At 71.0% G+C, this 14972-nt stretch carries 13 protein-coding genes and 1 pseudogene; 5 read left to right on the top strand and 9 right to left on the bottom strand.

Annotated elements, in window-relative coordinates:
* Positions 1-98 precede the first annotated feature (98 nt).
* The 4 genes from ACWD4A_RS14190 to ACWD4A_RS14175 all read right to left on the bottom strand — a co-directional run bounded on the left by ACWD4A_RS14190 (position 99) and on the right by ACWD4A_RS14175 (position 4206).
* The gene (locus tag ACWD4A_RS14190) at positions 99-1409 is read right to left on the bottom strand and encodes a hemolysin family protein (RefSeq protein ID WP_451193519.1); all 1311 of its coding nucleotides are present in this window, start codon (positions 1407-1409) and stop codon (positions 99-101) included.
* A complete protein-coding gene (gene ybeY / locus ACWD4A_RS14185; RefSeq protein ID WP_451193516.1) occupies positions 1406-1903 on the bottom strand; it encodes an rRNA maturation RNase YbeY in 498 nt (165 codons plus the stop codon). Before ybeY ends, ACWD4A_RS14190 begins: the two co-directional genes overlap by 4 nt.
* 13 nt (positions 1904-1916) lie before the next feature.
* Positions 1917-2909, bottom strand: coding sequence for a PhoH family protein (locus ACWD4A_RS14180; protein WP_451193513.1), 993 nt, complete (start codon positions 2907-2909; stop codon positions 1917-1919).
* A gap of 118 nt (positions 2910-3027) precedes the next feature.
* On the bottom strand, positions 3028-4206 hold the full coding sequence (locus ACWD4A_RS14175) for a carbohydrate kinase family protein (RefSeq protein WP_451193510.1): 1179 nt from the start codon (positions 4204-4206) through the stop codon (positions 3028-3030).
* Positions 4207-4275: 69 nt separating this feature from the next.
* On the opposite strand from ACWD4A_RS14175, the gene ACWD4A_RS14170 reads away from it, so the two are divergent.
* Entirely contained in the window at positions 4276-5655 is a 1380-nt protein-coding gene (locus ACWD4A_RS14170; RefSeq protein ID WP_451193508.1) for a 6-phospho-beta-glucosidase, read from the top strand.
* Between the two features lie 175 nt (positions 5656-5830).
* A complete protein-coding gene (locus tag ACWD4A_RS14165; RefSeq protein ID WP_451193505.1) occupies positions 5831-6631 on the top strand; it encodes an HAD family acid phosphatase in 801 nt (266 codons plus the stop codon).
* Between the two features lie 138 nt (positions 6632-6769).
* Here ACWD4A_RS14165 and ACWD4A_RS14160 read toward each other — a convergent pair whose 3' ends face one another.
* From ACWD4A_RS14160 to ACWD4A_RS14140, 5 genes are all read right to left on the bottom strand, one after another.
* A complete protein-coding gene (locus tag ACWD4A_RS14160) occupies positions 6770-7678 on the bottom strand; it encodes a ribonuclease Z (protein ID WP_451193502.1) in 909 nt (302 codons plus the stop codon).
* Positions 7679-7691: 13 nt separating this feature from the next.
* Positions 7692-8051 carry a histidine triad nucleotide-binding protein gene (locus tag ACWD4A_RS14155; protein ID WP_451193499.1) on the bottom strand — a complete coding sequence of 120 codons (360 nt, stop codon included), beginning with the start codon at positions 8049-8051 and terminating at the stop codon, positions 7692-7694.
* A gap of 52 nt (positions 8052-8103) precedes the next feature.
* On the bottom strand, positions 8104-9195 hold the full coding sequence (locus ACWD4A_RS14150) for a tetratricopeptide repeat protein (protein WP_451193496.1): 1092 nt from the start codon (positions 9193-9195) through the stop codon (positions 8104-8106).
* Positions 9192-10469: an ATP-binding protein gene (locus tag ACWD4A_RS14145; RefSeq protein WP_451193493.1), complete on the bottom strand. Its 1278-nt coding sequence runs from the start codon at positions 10467-10469 to the stop codon at positions 9192-9194. The genes ACWD4A_RS14150 and ACWD4A_RS14145 overlap by 4 nt, the downstream gene beginning before the upstream one ends.
* Positions 10470-10807: 338 nt before the next feature.
* A complete protein-coding gene (locus ACWD4A_RS14140; RefSeq protein ID WP_451193490.1) occupies positions 10808-11350 on the bottom strand; it encodes a hypothetical protein in 543 nt (180 codons plus the stop codon).
* Positions 11351-11576: 226 nt separating this feature from the next.
* On the opposite strand from ACWD4A_RS14140, the gene ACWD4A_RS14135 reads away from it, so the two are divergent.
* From ACWD4A_RS14135 to ACWD4A_RS14125, 3 genes and pseudogenes are all read left to right on the top strand, one after another.
* Positions 11577-12833: a glycosyltransferase gene (locus ACWD4A_RS14135; protein ID WP_451193487.1), complete on the top strand. Its 1257-nt coding sequence runs from the start codon at positions 11577-11579 to the stop codon at positions 12831-12833.
* A gap of 17 nt (positions 12834-12850) precedes the next feature.
* Positions 12851-14488, top strand: a complete 1638-nt coding sequence (locus tag ACWD4A_RS14130) for an ArnT family glycosyltransferase (protein ID WP_451193536.1) — start codon at positions 12851-12853, stop codon at positions 14486-14488.
* A gap of 62 nt (positions 14489-14550) precedes the next feature.
* A pseudogene (locus ACWD4A_RS14125) lies at positions 14551-14961 on the top strand (GtrA family protein); the annotation flags it as partial.
* Between the last annotated feature and the right edge of the window lie 11 nt (positions 14962-14972).

The following is a 14972-nucleotide window of genomic DNA, read 5'->3' as shown; positions in this document are numbered from 1 at the left end:
GGGCTGAGTTGTGCGGGCCGTAGCCGGCACATCCAGCCCGTCCGGCGTTTGAGGACAGCGCGCGAAGCGTGCTTCGGGGTCCGGGGCGGAGCCCCGGATCAGTCCTCGCCCAGCGGCGAGCGCACCGGTTCGACCAGTACCGTCACGATGCGGTTGCGCCGTCCCGCCGCCGCCTCGGCGGTCAGCCGCAGAGCCCGCATACCGCCGGCGTCGGCGAGGCCGTACTCCGCCAGCCCCACTTCGGCCATCGCGCCGGCGATGGGCACGCGCCCCAGAGCCTTGGCCAGGAGCCCGCCGACGGTCTCCACGTCCTCGTCGTCCAGCTCCAGGCCGTAGAGCTCGCCGAGGTCGCCGATGTCGAGCCGGGCGGTGACGCGGTAGCGGCCGTCGCCGAGTTCCTCGACGGGCGGGAGCTCCCGGTCGTACTCGTCGGTGATCTCGCCGACGATCTCCTCCAGGATGTCCTCGATCGTGACGATGCCCGCCGTGCCGCCGTACTCGTCGATGACGACGGCGCAGTGGTTGCGCTGCTGCTGCATCTCGCGCAGCAGGTCGCCCGCATTCTTGGTGTCGGGGACGAACACGGCGGGCCGCATCGCCGTCGACACCAGCTCGGACTCGGCGTCCCGGCTGATGTGGGTCTTGCGGGCGAGGTCCTTGAGGTAGACGACGCCGACGATGTCGTCCTCGCTCTCACCGGTCACCGGTATCCGGGAGAACCCGGAGCGCAGGGCCAGGGTGAGCGCCTGACGGATCGTCTTGCCGCGCTCGATGACCACCAGGTCGGTGCGCGGCACCATCACCTCGCGGACGAGCGTGTCGCCGAGTTCGAAAACGGAGTGCACCATGCGGCGCTCCTCGTCCTCGATCAGCGACTCCTTCTCCGCCAGGTCGACCATCGCCCGCAGCTCCGCCTCCGAGGCGAAGGGCCCCTTGCGGAAGCCCTTGCCGGGGGTGAGGGCGTTGCCGAGGAGGATCAGCAGCTGGGGCACCGGGCCCATGATCCGGGCGAGCGGCAGCAGCACATACGCGGCGGCCGTCGCGGTGCCCAGCGGGTGCTGGCGGCCGATGGTGCGCGGGGAGACCCCGACGGCCACATAGCTGACGAGCACCATCACCGCGATGGCGACGGTCAGCGCCTGCCAGGTGGCCGCGAACTCCCGCAGGCAGACGTAGGTGACGAGGACGCCCGCCGCCATCTCGCAGGCGACGCGCACCAGCAGCGCCACGTTCAGATAGCGGGTCGGGTCGGCGGCGACGGCCATCAGCCGGGCGCTGCCGCGCTTCCCCGACCGGACGGCCTCCTCCGCCCGGAACCGGGTGGTCCGGGCGAGGCCCGCCTCGGCGCAGGCGGCCAGCCAGGCGATGACGAGCAGCAGGACCGCGACCGCGATCAGCCGCCCGGTCACGTGAACGTCGGAGCCGGGGACGGCCCCTCGATGCCGCGCTCGGCGCGCCAGCCGTCGACGATCGCCGCCTGGAGCCCGAACATCTCCGCCTTCTCCTCGGGCTCCTCGTGGTCGTAACCCAGGAGGTGGAGGACGCCGTGGACGGTGAGCAACTGGAGCTCCTCGTCCATGGAGTGCCCGGTCGGCGCCTCCTCGCCCTGCTTCTTCGCGACCTCGGGGCAGAGCACGATGTCACCGAGCAGCCCCTGCGGCGGCTCGTCGTCGTCCTTGGCGGGCGGCCGCAGCTCGTCCATCGGGAAGGACATCACGTCGGTGGGCCCGGGGAGGTCCATCCACTGGATGTGGAGCTGCTCCATGGCCTCGGCGTCGACAACGATGACCGAGAGTTCGGAGAGCGGGTGGATGCGCATCCGGGCGAGGGCGTAGCGGGCGACATCGAGGACCGCCTGCTCGTCGATGTCGGTGCCGGATTCGTTGTTGACGTCGATTGCCATGGGATTGCGTGACTTACTTTCCGTTGCGGCTGTCGTACTGCTCGTACGCGTCGACAATACGGCCGACAAGCTTGTGCCGGACCACGTCGTTGCTGGTGAGCCGGGAGAAGTGGACGTCCTCCACGCCTTCCAGGATCTCCTGGACCTGACGCAGGCCGCTCTTGGTGCCGCCCGGGAGGTCGACCTGGGTGATGTCACCGGTGATGACGATCTTCGAGTCGAAGCCCAGCCGGGTGAGGAACATCTTCATCTGCTCGGGGCTCGTGTTCTGGGCCTCGTCGAGAATGATGAAGGCGTCGTTCAACGTCCTTCCACGCATATATGCGAGCGGCGCCACCTCGATCGTCCCCGCGGCCATCAGGCGCGGGATCGAGTCGGGGTCGAGCATGTCGTGCAGGGCGTCGTAGAGCGGCCGCAGATAGGGGTCGATCTTCTCGTAGAGCGTGCCGGGCAGGAAGCCGAGCCGCTCGCCCGCCTCGACGGCCGGCCGGGTCAGGATGATCCGGTTGACCTGCTTGGACTGGAGTGCCTGGACGGCCTTGGCCATGGCCAGGTAGGTCTTCCCGGTGCCCGCGGGGCCGATGCCGAAGACGACCGTGTGCTTGTCGATGGCGTCGACATAGCGCTTCTGGTTGAGCGTCTTGGGGCGGATGGTGCGGCCGCGGCTGGAGAGGATGTTCTGGGTGAGGACCTCGGCGGGGGTCTCCTCCGCGCCTTCCTCGTCCCGAAGCATGGCGATCGACCGTTCCACCGCGTCCTCCGTCATCGGCGCGCCCGTACGGAGCACCAGCATCATCTCGTCGAACAGGCGCTGCACGAGGGCGACTTCCCGGGGGTCCCCGCTGGCGCTGACCTCATTGCCCCGGACATGTATGTCGGTACCGGGGAAGGCTTTCTCGATCACGCGCAGGAGCGAGTCCCCGGAGCCCAGGACCGTCACCATGGGGTGCTTGGCCGGGACGGTGAACCGGGCTGTGGCCTGCGGCTGTGTGGGTGTCTGAGTCATGGGCCGGCTCTGGGGCCTGCTCATCCCTCTTTCCGTGTCCGTCTGGGTCTGTCTGGTCCGTCTGGTCCGTCTGCTGTGTCTTCAGGGTACGTCGGTGGTCCGACAGGTCAGAGAGGTTTTACGGCTGGCGGAAGCCCAGCGTGGGCACCGCCCGGCGGAGCGGCCAGGGGCGGGCGGCGGCGGGCAGCAGGCCGTCGAGGAAGGCGTAGCGGCGCAGGGCGACCGGCGGCAGGTCGTCGTAGGACCGCACGTGCTTCCACCAGGTGGCGATCTCCGCCCAGCCGGGCGCGGACAGTGACCCCCCGAATTCCTGTACGGACAGGGCGGCGGTCAGGCCCGCGAAGGCCAGCCGGTCGGCGAGCGGCCAGCCGGCCAGGGTGCCGGTGACGAAGCCCGCGACGAAGACGTCGCCCGCGCCGGTGGGGTCGAGCGCCTCGACGGCGATCGCGGGCACCTCGGCGCTCTCGCCCGTGCCGCTGTCGACCGCGAACGCGCCCTTCTCGCCCATGGTGACGACGGCGACCGGCACCTTCTCGGCGAGCGCGCGGGCGGCGGCGCGCGGGCAGTCGGTCCGGGTGTAGCGCATGGCCTCCTCGGCGTTGGGCAGGAACGCCTCGCAGTGCTCCAGATCGGCGAGGTCGGCCGGGTCCCAGCGGCCCGTCTCGTCCCAGCCGACGTCGGCGAAGACCCGGCTGCCGCGGCGGGCGGCGCTCGCGATCCACTCCTCCTGCTTCCCGGGCACCAGCAGGGCGACGGCGGCCCTCGCCGGGGGCGGGCACTCGGGGGCGGGCCCCTCCGGCGGCGGGGCCTCGTGCCCGTGGGAGATCATCGTCCGCTCGCCCTCGTAGGCCATGGACACGGTGACCGGCGAGTGCCAGCCGGGGACCGTGCGCGACAGCGCCAGGTCGATGCCCTCGCCCCGGGAGAGCGCCTCCCAGCAGTACTCGCCGTACATGTCGTCGCCGAAGGCGGCGGCCAGCGAGGTGCGCAGTCCCAGCCGGGCGAGCGCGGTGGCCATGTTGGCGATGCCGCCGGGGCTGGACCCCATGCCACGGGCCCAGGACTCGGTGCCCCGGACCGGCGCGGAGTCCAGGCCGGTGAAGATGATGTCGAGGAAGACCGTCCCGGTGAGGTAGACATCGGTCTCCGGGTCGCCCGCGGCGCGCACCTCCGCGAGGGGGTCGAGACAGGGGGCGGCCGCCGCGCCGGCGAAGCGGCCGGGTCCCTCACCGCCCTCCTGTGAGCGCTCGCGGGGGAAGGCCGACTGCGGTGCCGCATGAGGCGAAATGATCGTCATGCTCGCGCTGCTCCTCTCACGGGGTGCGGGTCCGGACAGTCTGCCCGATGCTGCGATACGTTCCGTTCCATGAGGCTGACGATTCTCGGCGGTGGCGGTTTCCGGGTGCCCTTGGTGCACCGGGCCCTGTTGGACGACGCGCGGCGCGGCACTCCCGGCCGCTGTACCGAACTCGTGCTCTACGACACGGACTCCATGCGTCTGCGGGTGATCGCGTCCGTGCTGGCGGCGCAGGCCGCGGAGGTGCCGGACGCGCCGGTGGTGCGGATCGCCCGCGACCTCGACGACGCCCTGCGCGGCACGGACTTCGTGTTCTCGGCGATCCGGGTCGGCGGTACGGCCGGACGGGTGCGGGACGAACGGATCGCCCTCAACGAGGGCGTGCTGGGGCAGGAGACCGTCGGCGCGGGCGGTGTGCTGTACGGACTGCGGACGATCCCCGTGGCGCTGCGTATCGCCGAGCGGGTCGCGGCGGTCGCCCCCGATGCCTGGGTCATCAACTTCACCAATCCCGCGGGGATGGTGACGCAGGCGATGGCGGAGGTGCTGGGCGAACGCGTCATCGGGATCTGTGATTCACCCGTGGGGCTGGTGCGGCGCGCGGCGCGGGCCGCGGGGGCCGACCCCGACCGGGTGACGTTCGACTATGTGGGGCTCAACCATCTGGGCTGGCTGCGGTCGTTGAAGCTGAACGGCAAGGATCTGCTGCCCGAACTCCTGGCGAACGAGGAGGACCTCGGCTCCTTCGAGGAGGGCAAACTCTTCGGATCCGAACTGCTCCGGGCCCTGGGCGTGCTGCCCAACGAGTACCTGCACTACTACTACTTCCGCCGCGAGACGCTGCGTTCGGTGCTCGAAGCCGTCGAGACCCGCGGGGAGTTCCTCGACCAGCAGCAGGGCGGATTCTTCGACGAGGCCGCCAAGTCGCCCGAGCGGGCGTACCCGCTGTGGGAGCGGACCCGGCTGCACCGCGAGCAGACCTACATGGCGGAGAGCCGGGCCGCGAGCGGCGGCTGGCAGCGCGACTCCTGCGACCTGGAGGGCGGCGGCTACGACCAGGTGGCACTCGCCCTGATGCGGGCCGTGGCCAGGGACGAGCGCACCCGGCTGATCCTCAACGTCCCCAATGGCACGACCGTCCCGGCGCTGGACCCCGAGGCCATCATCGAGACGGTGTGCGAGGTGGGCGCCGACGGCGCGAGACCGCTGCCGTGCGCCCCCGTCAGCGAGCACCAGCTCGGGCTGATGCTCCAGCTCAAGGCCGTGGAACGGGCCGCGATCGACGCGGCCGTGCGCAAGGACCGCCGCTCCGCGCTCCGCGCCCTGGCCCTGCACCCCCTGGTCGACTCCCCCGTGGCGGCGGCCCGCATCCTCGACCACGCGGCGCCCGGCACCGGTTCGGACGGCTGGACCTCCCCCGCCCGACGGCAGGAACCCACGGCGGTCTGACGGACATCGGGCCCCTCCACCGGGGTCCGGTGGTCCGGAACGTGATTCTTCGCGCGTAGACGAGCGGGTGGACGGGCAGGCAGACGGGCGGAAAACACACCCCCATACCCTTGACCAGAACCCGCCAAACCTCATAGTTTCGCGCTGCACCCACCATGTTCACCTTGGAGTCTCCGTGCAGCCCTCCCTCTCGTTCCAGCGCAAGCGCGTCCGTATCGCGGCGGTCACCGCGGCGGTCGCCCTCGGCACCGGCCTCTACGCGGCGGGCGCGGCCAGCGCCGACCACTCCGCTCCGCGCACGGACAAGGAGATCCCGAACCTTTCCAAGGTCGAGGACAAGATCAAGGCGTACTACGGCGACACCGTGGACAAGGCGGGGCAGCACTACGCGTCGCCGGACAGCAACTACGCCAAGCAGCTCGCGGACATCCAGAAGAAGGCCAAGGGCCAGCTGGAGCACGCCGTCAAGAACACGTCCGGCAAGAAGGGCGCGAAGCCCGCAATCGTCCTGGACGTCGACGACACCACCCTGCTGACCTACAACTACGAGCTCCAGCAGGGCTTCCACTTCACGCCGGAGTCCCAGGACGCGTACCTGAAGTCCACGGACATGGCCCCGGTCTTCGGCATGCCGCAGCTCGTCAACTGGGCGCAGTCCAAGGGCATCACGGTCTTCTACGTCACCGGGCGCGACGAGCACCAGCGCGACTGGAGCGTCCGCAACCTCAAGAACGCGGGCTACAAGCCGGCCGCCGACCCGGCGCACTTCTTCCTGAAGAACAAGAAGACGCCCCCGGCGTACCTCTCGTGCGGCGCCTCCTGCACGACGGTCCAGTACAAGTCCGGCACGCGCAAGCACATCGAGTCGCAGGGCTACCGGATCGTCGGCAACTTCGGCGACCAGTACAGCGACCTCGAGGGCGGCTACGCCACCCACACGTACAAGCTCCCGAACCCGATGTACTTCCTGCCGTAAGGGCTCCGCCCGCAGGCCGGTTCACCGCCTGCGGGCAGGAGCGTCCCCCGGACTCCGTCCGGGGGTGCCCCCAGCAGCCGCGTTGCGGGGTCCGGGGCGCAGCCCCGGTTTCGGGAAGGGGCGGGGCTGGGGAAGAACTCACCGCCGACGCGGCACCGGCACGCGCATAAGGTCCCGCGCCACCGTCAGTTCCCCCTCGAAGCCCGCATCCCGGGCCTGCCGCTCGAAGACCTCGGGATCGTCGTACCGCTGCGAAAAATGCGTCAGCACCAGATGCCGCACCCCCGCCTCCGCGGCGGCGGACGCGGCCTGACCCGCCGTCAGATGACCGTGTTCGACGGCCAGTGACTCGTCCTCGTCCAGGAACGTGGACTCGATGACGAGCATGTCGCACCCCTCGGCGAGCGCGTACACCCCGTCGCACAGCCGTGTGTCCATCACGAACGCGAACCGCTGCCCGCGCCGCACCTCGCTCACGTCGTCGAGGGTGACCCCGTCGAGCTCGCCGTCCCGCTGGAGGCGGCCCACGGCGGGCCCGGTGATGCCGTGCCCGGCCAGGAGTCCGGGCAGCATGCGGCGGCCGTCGGGTTCGGTCAGGCGGTAGCCGTACGACTCGACGGGGTGCGAGAGCCTGCGCGCCTCCAGGACGTACGCGGGGGTCTCGGCGAGCACCGCGCCCTCGCCCGAGACCGGCGCCTCGACCAGTTTCACGGTCTCGCGGTACGCCGTGGCGTACCGCAGCCGGTCGAAGAAGCGCTGCCCGCTCCTCGGATAGTGCGCGGTGACCGGGTGCGGCACCCGGTCGAGGTTGATGCGCTGGACGACCCCGGCCAGACCGAGCGAGTGGTCACCGTGGAAGTGGGTGACGCAGATCCGGTCGAGGTCGTGCGCGGCCACCCCCGCCCGCAGCATCTGCCGCTGCGTCCCCTCACCGGGGTCGAAGAGCAGGCCCTCGCCGTCCCAGCGCAGCACATAGCCGTTGTGGTTGCGGTGCCGGGTGGGCACCTGGCTGGCGGTGCCGAGGACGACGAGTTCACGTACGGACAAGGGGCTCTCCGATCTAGCCGGGAGGCCAGTTGAGGGACCGGCCGCCCAGGACGTGGGCGTGCGCGTGGAACACGGTCTGCCCGGCGCCCGCGCCCGTGTTGAAGACGATCCGGAAGCCGCTCTCCGCGATCCCGGACAGCTTGGCGACCTCTTCCGCCGCGCCCAGTATGTCCGCGGCGACCTGCGGCTCCGCGGCGGCCAGCGAACCGGCGTCGGGGTAGTGGACCTTGGGGATCACCAGGACGTGCGTGGGCGCCTGGGGGTTGATGTCCTGGAAGGCCACGGTCGTCTCCGTCTCACGGACGACGGTCGCCGGCACCTTCCCCGCGGCAATCTTGCAGAACAGGCAATCGGCCTGCGGTTCTCCCGCCACCGGTGGCTCCTCAGTGCTCGTCGGCTGATAATTGATCGCTACCCGGCGGATATTACCCGGGCACTTTCCAGCGCTTCGTCCTGGTCGCGAAGGTCATGCAGGCCGCCAGGCCGCCCAGGGCGGTGATGTTGAAGACGCCGAACAGCCATTGCGGGTCCAGGCGGACCGTCAGGTTCAGGATCGAGAAGAGGGTGCACCAGGCGGCGCCGAGGGCGATCGCGCGGAGGGCGGCGCTGCGGCGGGGCAGTTGTGTCACATAGCCGCGGACGCGGGCCGGGATGCGGTGCCGGACCCAGAGGAGGCAGCCGGTCCACAGCACGGCCATCGCCGCGATCGCGGCGAGCCGGGCGGGGAGGGGGATGGCCGGGGGCAGGTTGCGGCCGGGCTCGGAGGTGTCGGTCGCGATCATCGTGAAGATGGCGATGACGAAGCACGCGAGGGCGGGCCAGCAGGCGCGGCGCATCAGCTTGCCGGTGATGATCTGCAGGTTGTGGTGGGCGTGCCAGGAGTTGGGGTCGGCGGCGAGGGCCGCGGAGACGTCGCCGAGGGCCTCGTAGAGGTCGGCGTGGGGCTGTTCGGCCGCGAGGGCCGCGAGGTTGTTGCGGGCGTCGCCGTTGCCGGGGTCGAAGGTGAGCACGTGCCGCATGGCCTGCTCGCAGATGTCCTTGCGGCCCATGTCGTACGCCACGAGGTAGAGCGTGAAGTGGGCGGTGGTCAGCTCCGGGCTCAACCGGATGGCCTCCAGGGCCGTCGCATACGCCTCGCCGAGCCCCTCGCCGCCCGGCAGCGTCCGCAGCGCCTTCGCCAGCACCACCCGCGGGATGGGCTCCTGCGGGAGCAGCCGTACGCCCTCGCGGGCGGCGTCCACGGCGTCGTACGGCATGCCGTTGGCCCGGAAGGCCTCGCTCCGTCGCAGGTGGGCGTCCGCCTCGTCCGGGTTCACCCGCAGGGACTGCTCGGCGGCCTGCCGCGCGCCGTGGTAGTCCCGGGCCTCGAAGCGGCAGACGGCCAGCCGCTCCCAGGCCCGGGAGTCGTCCGGCTCCAGCGCCAGGTGCTCGCTCAGCGTCTTCCCGGCCTGCTCGTAGCGGCCGACCTCGATGAGGGCCATGGCACGGGCCACGGCGCCGGGGGTGGTGGTGCTCAAAGCATCTTCTTCCGCTTCAGGTACGCGAGCAGTTCGTCGTAGGCGCCGCCCTCGTTCGCGAACTGCGCCACGTTGCGGGCGGAGGCGAACCACGGTCCGGTGGACGGCCGCACCTGGTCGAGCGCGCCCAGCAGGTCGGACATCTCGATCATGCGGGCCTTGCCGGTCCGGATGGAGTCCAGCAGCGCGCGCTCCGCCGCGGACTCGCAGAGGTGCTGGAGGTCCGCGCCGGAGAACCCGTCGGTCCGCTTGGCCAGCTTGGCCAGGTCGATGTTGGCGACGGGCCGGTCCTTGAGGTGGTGGTGCAGGATGCCCTCGCGGGCCGGCTGGTCGGGCGGCAGGACCAGCAGCATCCGGTCGAGGCGGCCCGGACGGCGCAGGGCCGTGTCGACGTCCCACGGGTGGTTGGTGGCGGCGAGCACGAAGACGCCTTCGTTGGCGCTGCCGTTGACGCCGTCGAGCTCGGTGAGGAGCTGGTTGACGGTGGTGCGCATACCGGTGTTGCGGACCTGGCTGCGCTTGGCGCCGAGCGCGTCGATCTCGTCGAGGAAGAGCACGCACGGCGCGTTGCGGCGGGCGGTCTCGAAGAGCTGGCGCAGGTTGCGCTCGGAGTTGCCGATCCACATGTCGAGGACGTCGCTGATGGTGACCGCCATGAAGCGGGCGCCGAGCTCTCCGGCGACGGCGCGGGCGATGTACGTCTTGCCGCAGCCGGGCGGGCCGTACATCAGCAGTCCGCCGCGCAGGCTCTTGCCGTACAGCTTGCGCAGCTCGGGGTTGCGCATGGGGGCGAGAAAGGCGGCCTCCAGCCGCTCCTTGACCTCGTACATGCCGCCGACATCGGCGAGTTTGACACTGCCGGCCTCGACGTCCCAGAGGGACGAGCCGTCGTCGCCGTCATCGCCGTCGACGGCCAGCGGCGGGTGCGCTTCCTGCTCTCCCTGCGACTCCGGCTGCGACTCGACGAAGCGGGGCGGGATGACCTCGGACAGCTCGTTCTCGGCGCGCTTCCAGTCGTACGAGGCCGTCGCGCGCGGCGGCTCGGGGTCGGCGGCGGCCGGGGGCGCGACGGGGGGCGCGACGGCGCGGGCTATGAGCGCTTGCGCCTCGGTGTTGCCGGGGTCGCGCTGCAATGCGGCCGCCACCTGGGTGATGGCGTCCTGGCTGTGTCCCGCGTCGAGGAGGAGCTGGGCGAGGTGCAGGCGCAGGGGCACGTCGTCGGGGGCGGCGGCTACCGCGGCGCGCAGGCTCGTGATGAGCGGGGACTCGGACATGGCCACAGATTATTGCCGGGCCGGGTCCCTGGCCGGGGGCGGGGGGTGCGGGGTGGCGCACCGTCCCGCCGTTGCCTCCCCCAGCTACCTCCCCCAGACTCCGTCCGGGGGGACCCCCAGGAGGTGCCCCCAGCGGCGGGAGCGGCCTGCGGCCGCGTCCTCAATCGCCGGACGGGCTGGATGTGCAGACCGTGGTTCTTTGACCTGCGGCCCGCAGGCTACGGGTTACGCCAGCGAAATCAGCCCGTCCGGCGTTTGAGGACACCGCGCGAAGCGTGGTTGGGGGTCCGGGGGTCTCCCCCGGTTTCGGGAAGGGGCGGGGCTGGGGAACAAACCCCCTACTTGCCGTGAGACGACGGCGTGCAGCTCGGGGACGGGGAGCGGTCCGGCGGAGGCGGTGACCAGGTCGGGGTAGGGGTCGGGGTCGGGAACGGCGACCCCGACGGATGCGCCGACGCGCAGTCACCGAGCACCGTCACCGCGAACACCGTCTTCCCGTCCACCTTCCCGGTCAGCCTCCCCCGCACGCACGAGCCGTCGCCGTCGATCCCCGTGACCCGTCCGAAGACGATGATCTTCTGGCCGCCCCCGGTGCGGCCCTCGCAGTCGACACCGACGGCCGTGACGGGGCGCGGTGAGCCCTTGTCCGTGGTGCCGCCGCCCTCCTCCTTGCCGCTGCAGGTGAGCCAGCGCACGTAGTAGCCCTGGTCCTTCAGCCGGTCGGTGGCCCGCTTGCCGGTGGTGACGGCGGCGGTGATCGAGTCGAGGCCGTCGCCGGACGGCTGGCAGCCGCCGACGGCCACCAGCGCCGGGCCCACGAGCGCGGCCACCCCCACCGCGTACAGCACCCGTCGGCCCCGTATGCGCCTCAAAGCACCCATAGAGGGAGCTTCCCATTCGCGGGCGTCCGGCGGAAGTGGCACCCGGAAGCTGTTGGTCCGTCAAATCCCTTGCGTCGCCCATAAGTTCGGTAACACATGATTTATCAGTTCCGTACCTGGGTTTCACCCGACGCCCGTACCCTCTCCTGCGAAGGGGAGGCTCACGCGTACTGGGGAGTCGCGCGAGGGGGCAGTTCTTCGGTAGTGGGTCCTAGGGGGGACTTCTTTGCTCACGTCCGCGTTCGTCTGCGCCGTTTCCCTGGCGCTGTTCTGGATGGCCGCCTTCACGCTGTGGTGGCAGATGCACGCCTGGCGCACGCCCGAGACGCTCGCTTCGACCCGCTTCGAGCAGCCGACCGGTGAAAGCGCCCTGACCTTCTCGCTGTTGGTGCCGGCCCGGCACGAGCAGGCCGTGCTCGAACACACCGTCAAGCGCCTGCTGGAGTCGGCGCACTCCCGCTTCGAGATCCTGGTGATCGTCGGCCATGACGACCCGGAGACCGCGGCGGTCGCCGAACGCGCCGCGGCCGCCGCGCCGGACCGGGTGCGGGTGGTCGTCGACACGCATGTGAAGAAGAACAAGCCGAAGGCCCTCAACACGGCACTCCCGCACTGCCTGGGGCAGGTCGTCGGGGTCTTCGACGCCGAGGACCAGGTGCACCCGGAGCTGCTCGCGCATGTCGACCACGCCTTCCGCAGCACGGGCGCGGACGTGGTGCAGGGCGGCGTCCAGCTGATCAACTTCCATTCCAGCTGGTACAGCCTGCGCAACTGCCTGGAGTACTTCTTCTGGTTCCGCAGCCGCCTGCACCTGCATGCGCAGAAGGGGTTCATCCCACTGGGCGGCAACACCGTCTTCGTCCGTACGGACGTGCTGCGCGAGGCCCGCGGCTGGGATCCGGAGTGCCTCGCCGAGGACTGCGATTTGGGGGTGCGGCTGTCGAGCCGGGGCAAGCGTGTCGTCGTCGCGTACGACTCCGAGATGGTCACCCGCGAGGAGACGCCCGACACCCTGATGAGCCTGCTGAAGCAGCGCACCCGCTGGAACCAGGGTTTCCTGCAGGTCTACCGCAAACGGGACTGGTGCCGGCTGCCCACCGTCGGGCAGCGGATGCTCGCCCGCTACACCCTGATGACGCCGTTCATGCAGGCGTTCACCGGCGTCGTCATCCCGCTGAACATCCTGGTGACGCTCTTCCTGCATGTCCCGGTCTATATCGCCGTGGTGACCTTCCTGCCCGCCGTCACGGCCTTCGTCACCTTCGTCTTCGAGATCGTCGGGCTGCACGACTTCGGAGTGCAGTACGGGCTCCACGTACGCCTGCGGCACTACGCCAAGCTGATCGCCGGCGGCCCCTGTTACCAGCTCCTCCTGGCCGGGGCCGCGATCCGCGCGGTCTGGCGGGAACAGCGGGGCCGCAACGAATGGGAGCTGACCCAGCACATCGGCGCGCATCTCACCCGAGAGGACGTCACCTCGTGACACCCCTAGTGACGCCGGTGGTGTCCGGCCTGCCCACGACCGCGCTGCGGCCTGCCGGAACGGTCCGGCGCCCCGGCCCGCCCCGGGCCGTCAGACCGGTGCTGCGGCTCCGCGACTCCCCGCCCGACCTGGTGCTGTGCGGGCTGCTGCTGGCCGCGATCGTGTGCGTGCAGGGCTGGAACATCTCCGGTTACCCCAACCTCAGCGACGACGAGGGCACCTACCTCGCCCAGGCGTGGGCCGTCCAGCAGGGCAAGGGCCTCGCCCACTACACGTACTGGTACGACCATCCGCCGCTGGGCTGGCTCCAGATCGCGGCTCTCACCTGGTTCCCCTCGCTCGTCTCGCCGGACGCGCTGTCGGTCGCCCCGATGCGCTGCGCGATGCTGCCGGTGACGGCGGTGAGCGCGGTGCTGGTGTACGTACTGGGGCGGCGGCTCGGGCTGCAGCACTGGGCGGCGGGGCTGGCCATGGCCCTCTTCGGGCTGTCGCCGCTGTCCGTCGTGCTGCAACGGGAGATCTTCCTCGACAACATCGCCGTGATGTGGATGCTGCTGGCGTTCTGCCTGGCGGCCTCGCCCCGGCGGCACCTGTGGCACCACTTCGGGGCCGGGCTGGCCGCGGCCGTCGCCGTGCTGTCGAAGGAGACGATCCTGATCGTGCTCCCGGCGCTGCTGCTGACGATGTGGCGGCACAGCCACCGCGCCACACGGAAGTTCGCGGTGACGGGCGCGGTGATGGCCTGTCTGCTGACGGGTCTGTCGTATCCGCTGTTCGCGCTGCTCAACCACGAGCTGTTCCCCGGTCCCGATCATGTGTCCCTCGCGGACGGCGTCAAGTACCAGATGAGCCGGGCCGGTTCGGGCTTCCTGTTCGCCCGCCACTCGCCCGCCCATCAGGTGCTGAGCTCCTGGCTGTACTACGACCGGGTGCTGCCCGTCGGCGGACTGCTGACCGCGGCCCTGCTGCTGTGCTGCGTACGGCGCTCGGTCACGGCCCGCGCGCTCGCCGGTCCCGCGGTGGCCGTGCTGGTCCTCACCGCGGTCGCGCTGCGGCCCTCGGGCTACCTCCCGGCGATGTACATCATCCAGGTGCTGCCGTTCCTCGCACTGTGCCTGGCCGGGGTGGCGTCGGGGCTCGCGGTGGCACTGCTGCGGACGCGCCCCGGCTTCCGCAGGCGCTGGTACCCGGCACGCTGGACCGCGGTCGTGCTGCTCGCCGCAGCGGCGGGCGCGTACCTGGGGCCACGCTGGTACGACGGCACGCGCTCCGCCGTGACGAAGGACCTCAACGCCCCGTACCGCGCGGCGACTTCCTGGCTGCGGAACCGGGACGAGGTGCCGGAACCCGGCCGCACCCGCGTCCTCGCCGACGACGCGATCTGGCTCGACCTCGTGCACCACGGGTACGCGCCGCGCACCGGCGCCATCTGGTTCTACAAGGCCGACCTCGACCCGGCCGTCGCGAAGACGATGCCCCACGGGTGGCGGGACGTGGACTACGTCGTCGCCTCCCCCACCGTCCGCCGGGACGCCGTCGACCTGCCGGTGGTCAAGGCCGCGCTGGAACACTCCGCGCCCGTCGCCGTGTTCGGCCGCGGCGCGGACCGCATCGAGATCCGCCGGGTCGACCGGGTGAAGGAGACCGCCCGATGACGCTGTCCGGCACGGGCGCGGAACCGGTGACGAGCGCGCCGCCGCGTACGGGCCCGCTCAAGGCCGTGCCGTGGCGGCGCATGGCCGGCTTCGGCCTGATCGGGCTCACCGGCATCCTGCCGAACCTCGTGGGGCTGTGGCTGCTGACCGCGGCCGGGCTGCACTATCTGGCGGCGGAGACCGTCGCGAACCAGTTCGGCGTGCTGTGGAACTTCCTGCTCATCGAGGTGCTGCTGTTCCGCGACCGCCGCCATCGGCACTGGGTGGACCGGGTGACGCGGTTCGCGCTGCTCGCCAACGCGGATCTGCTGCTGCGGATTCCGCTGATCGCCCTCTTGGTGAACGCCTTCCAGCTGGGCGCCGTGCCGGCCACGGCGATCGCCCTCCTCCTCACCTTCGCGCTGCGCTACGCGGCCACGGAGGCCCTCGTCTACCACCGCCGCGGCCGCCACCGCGGAGAAAGGCCCACGTAATGCCGCTGCTA

The organism is Streptomyces sp. NPDC002537, assembly GCF_053594975.1.
The sequence above is the reverse complement of the archived record's forward strand: the minus strand, read 5'-3'. Positions and strand labels throughout refer to the sequence as shown.

Excerpts from the sequence above, each read along its gene's own strand:
- ybeY (WP_451193516.1), bottom strand. The coding sequence starts at position 1,903 with ATGGCAATCGACGTCAACAACGAATCCGGCACCGACATCGACGAGCAG.
- ACWD4A_RS14180 (WP_451193513.1), bottom strand. The coding sequence starts at position 2,909 with ATGACTCAGACACCCACACAGCCGCAGGCCACAGCCCGGTTCACCGTC.
- ACWD4A_RS14175 (WP_451193510.1), bottom strand. The coding sequence starts at position 4,206 with ATGACGATCATTTCGCCTCATGCGGCACCGCAGTCGGCCTTCCCCCGC.
- ACWD4A_RS14170 (WP_451193508.1), top strand. The coding sequence starts at position 4,276 with ATGAGGCTGACGATTCTCGGCGGTGGCGGTTTCCGGGTGCCCTTGGTG.
- ACWD4A_RS14145 (WP_451193493.1), bottom strand. The coding sequence starts at position 10,469 with ATGTCCGAGTCCCCGCTCATCACGAGCCTGCGCGCCGCGGTAGCCGCC.
- ACWD4A_RS14140 (WP_451193490.1), bottom strand. The coding sequence starts at position 11,350 with ATGGGTGCTTTGAGGCGCATACGGGGCCGACGGGTGCTGTACGCGGTG.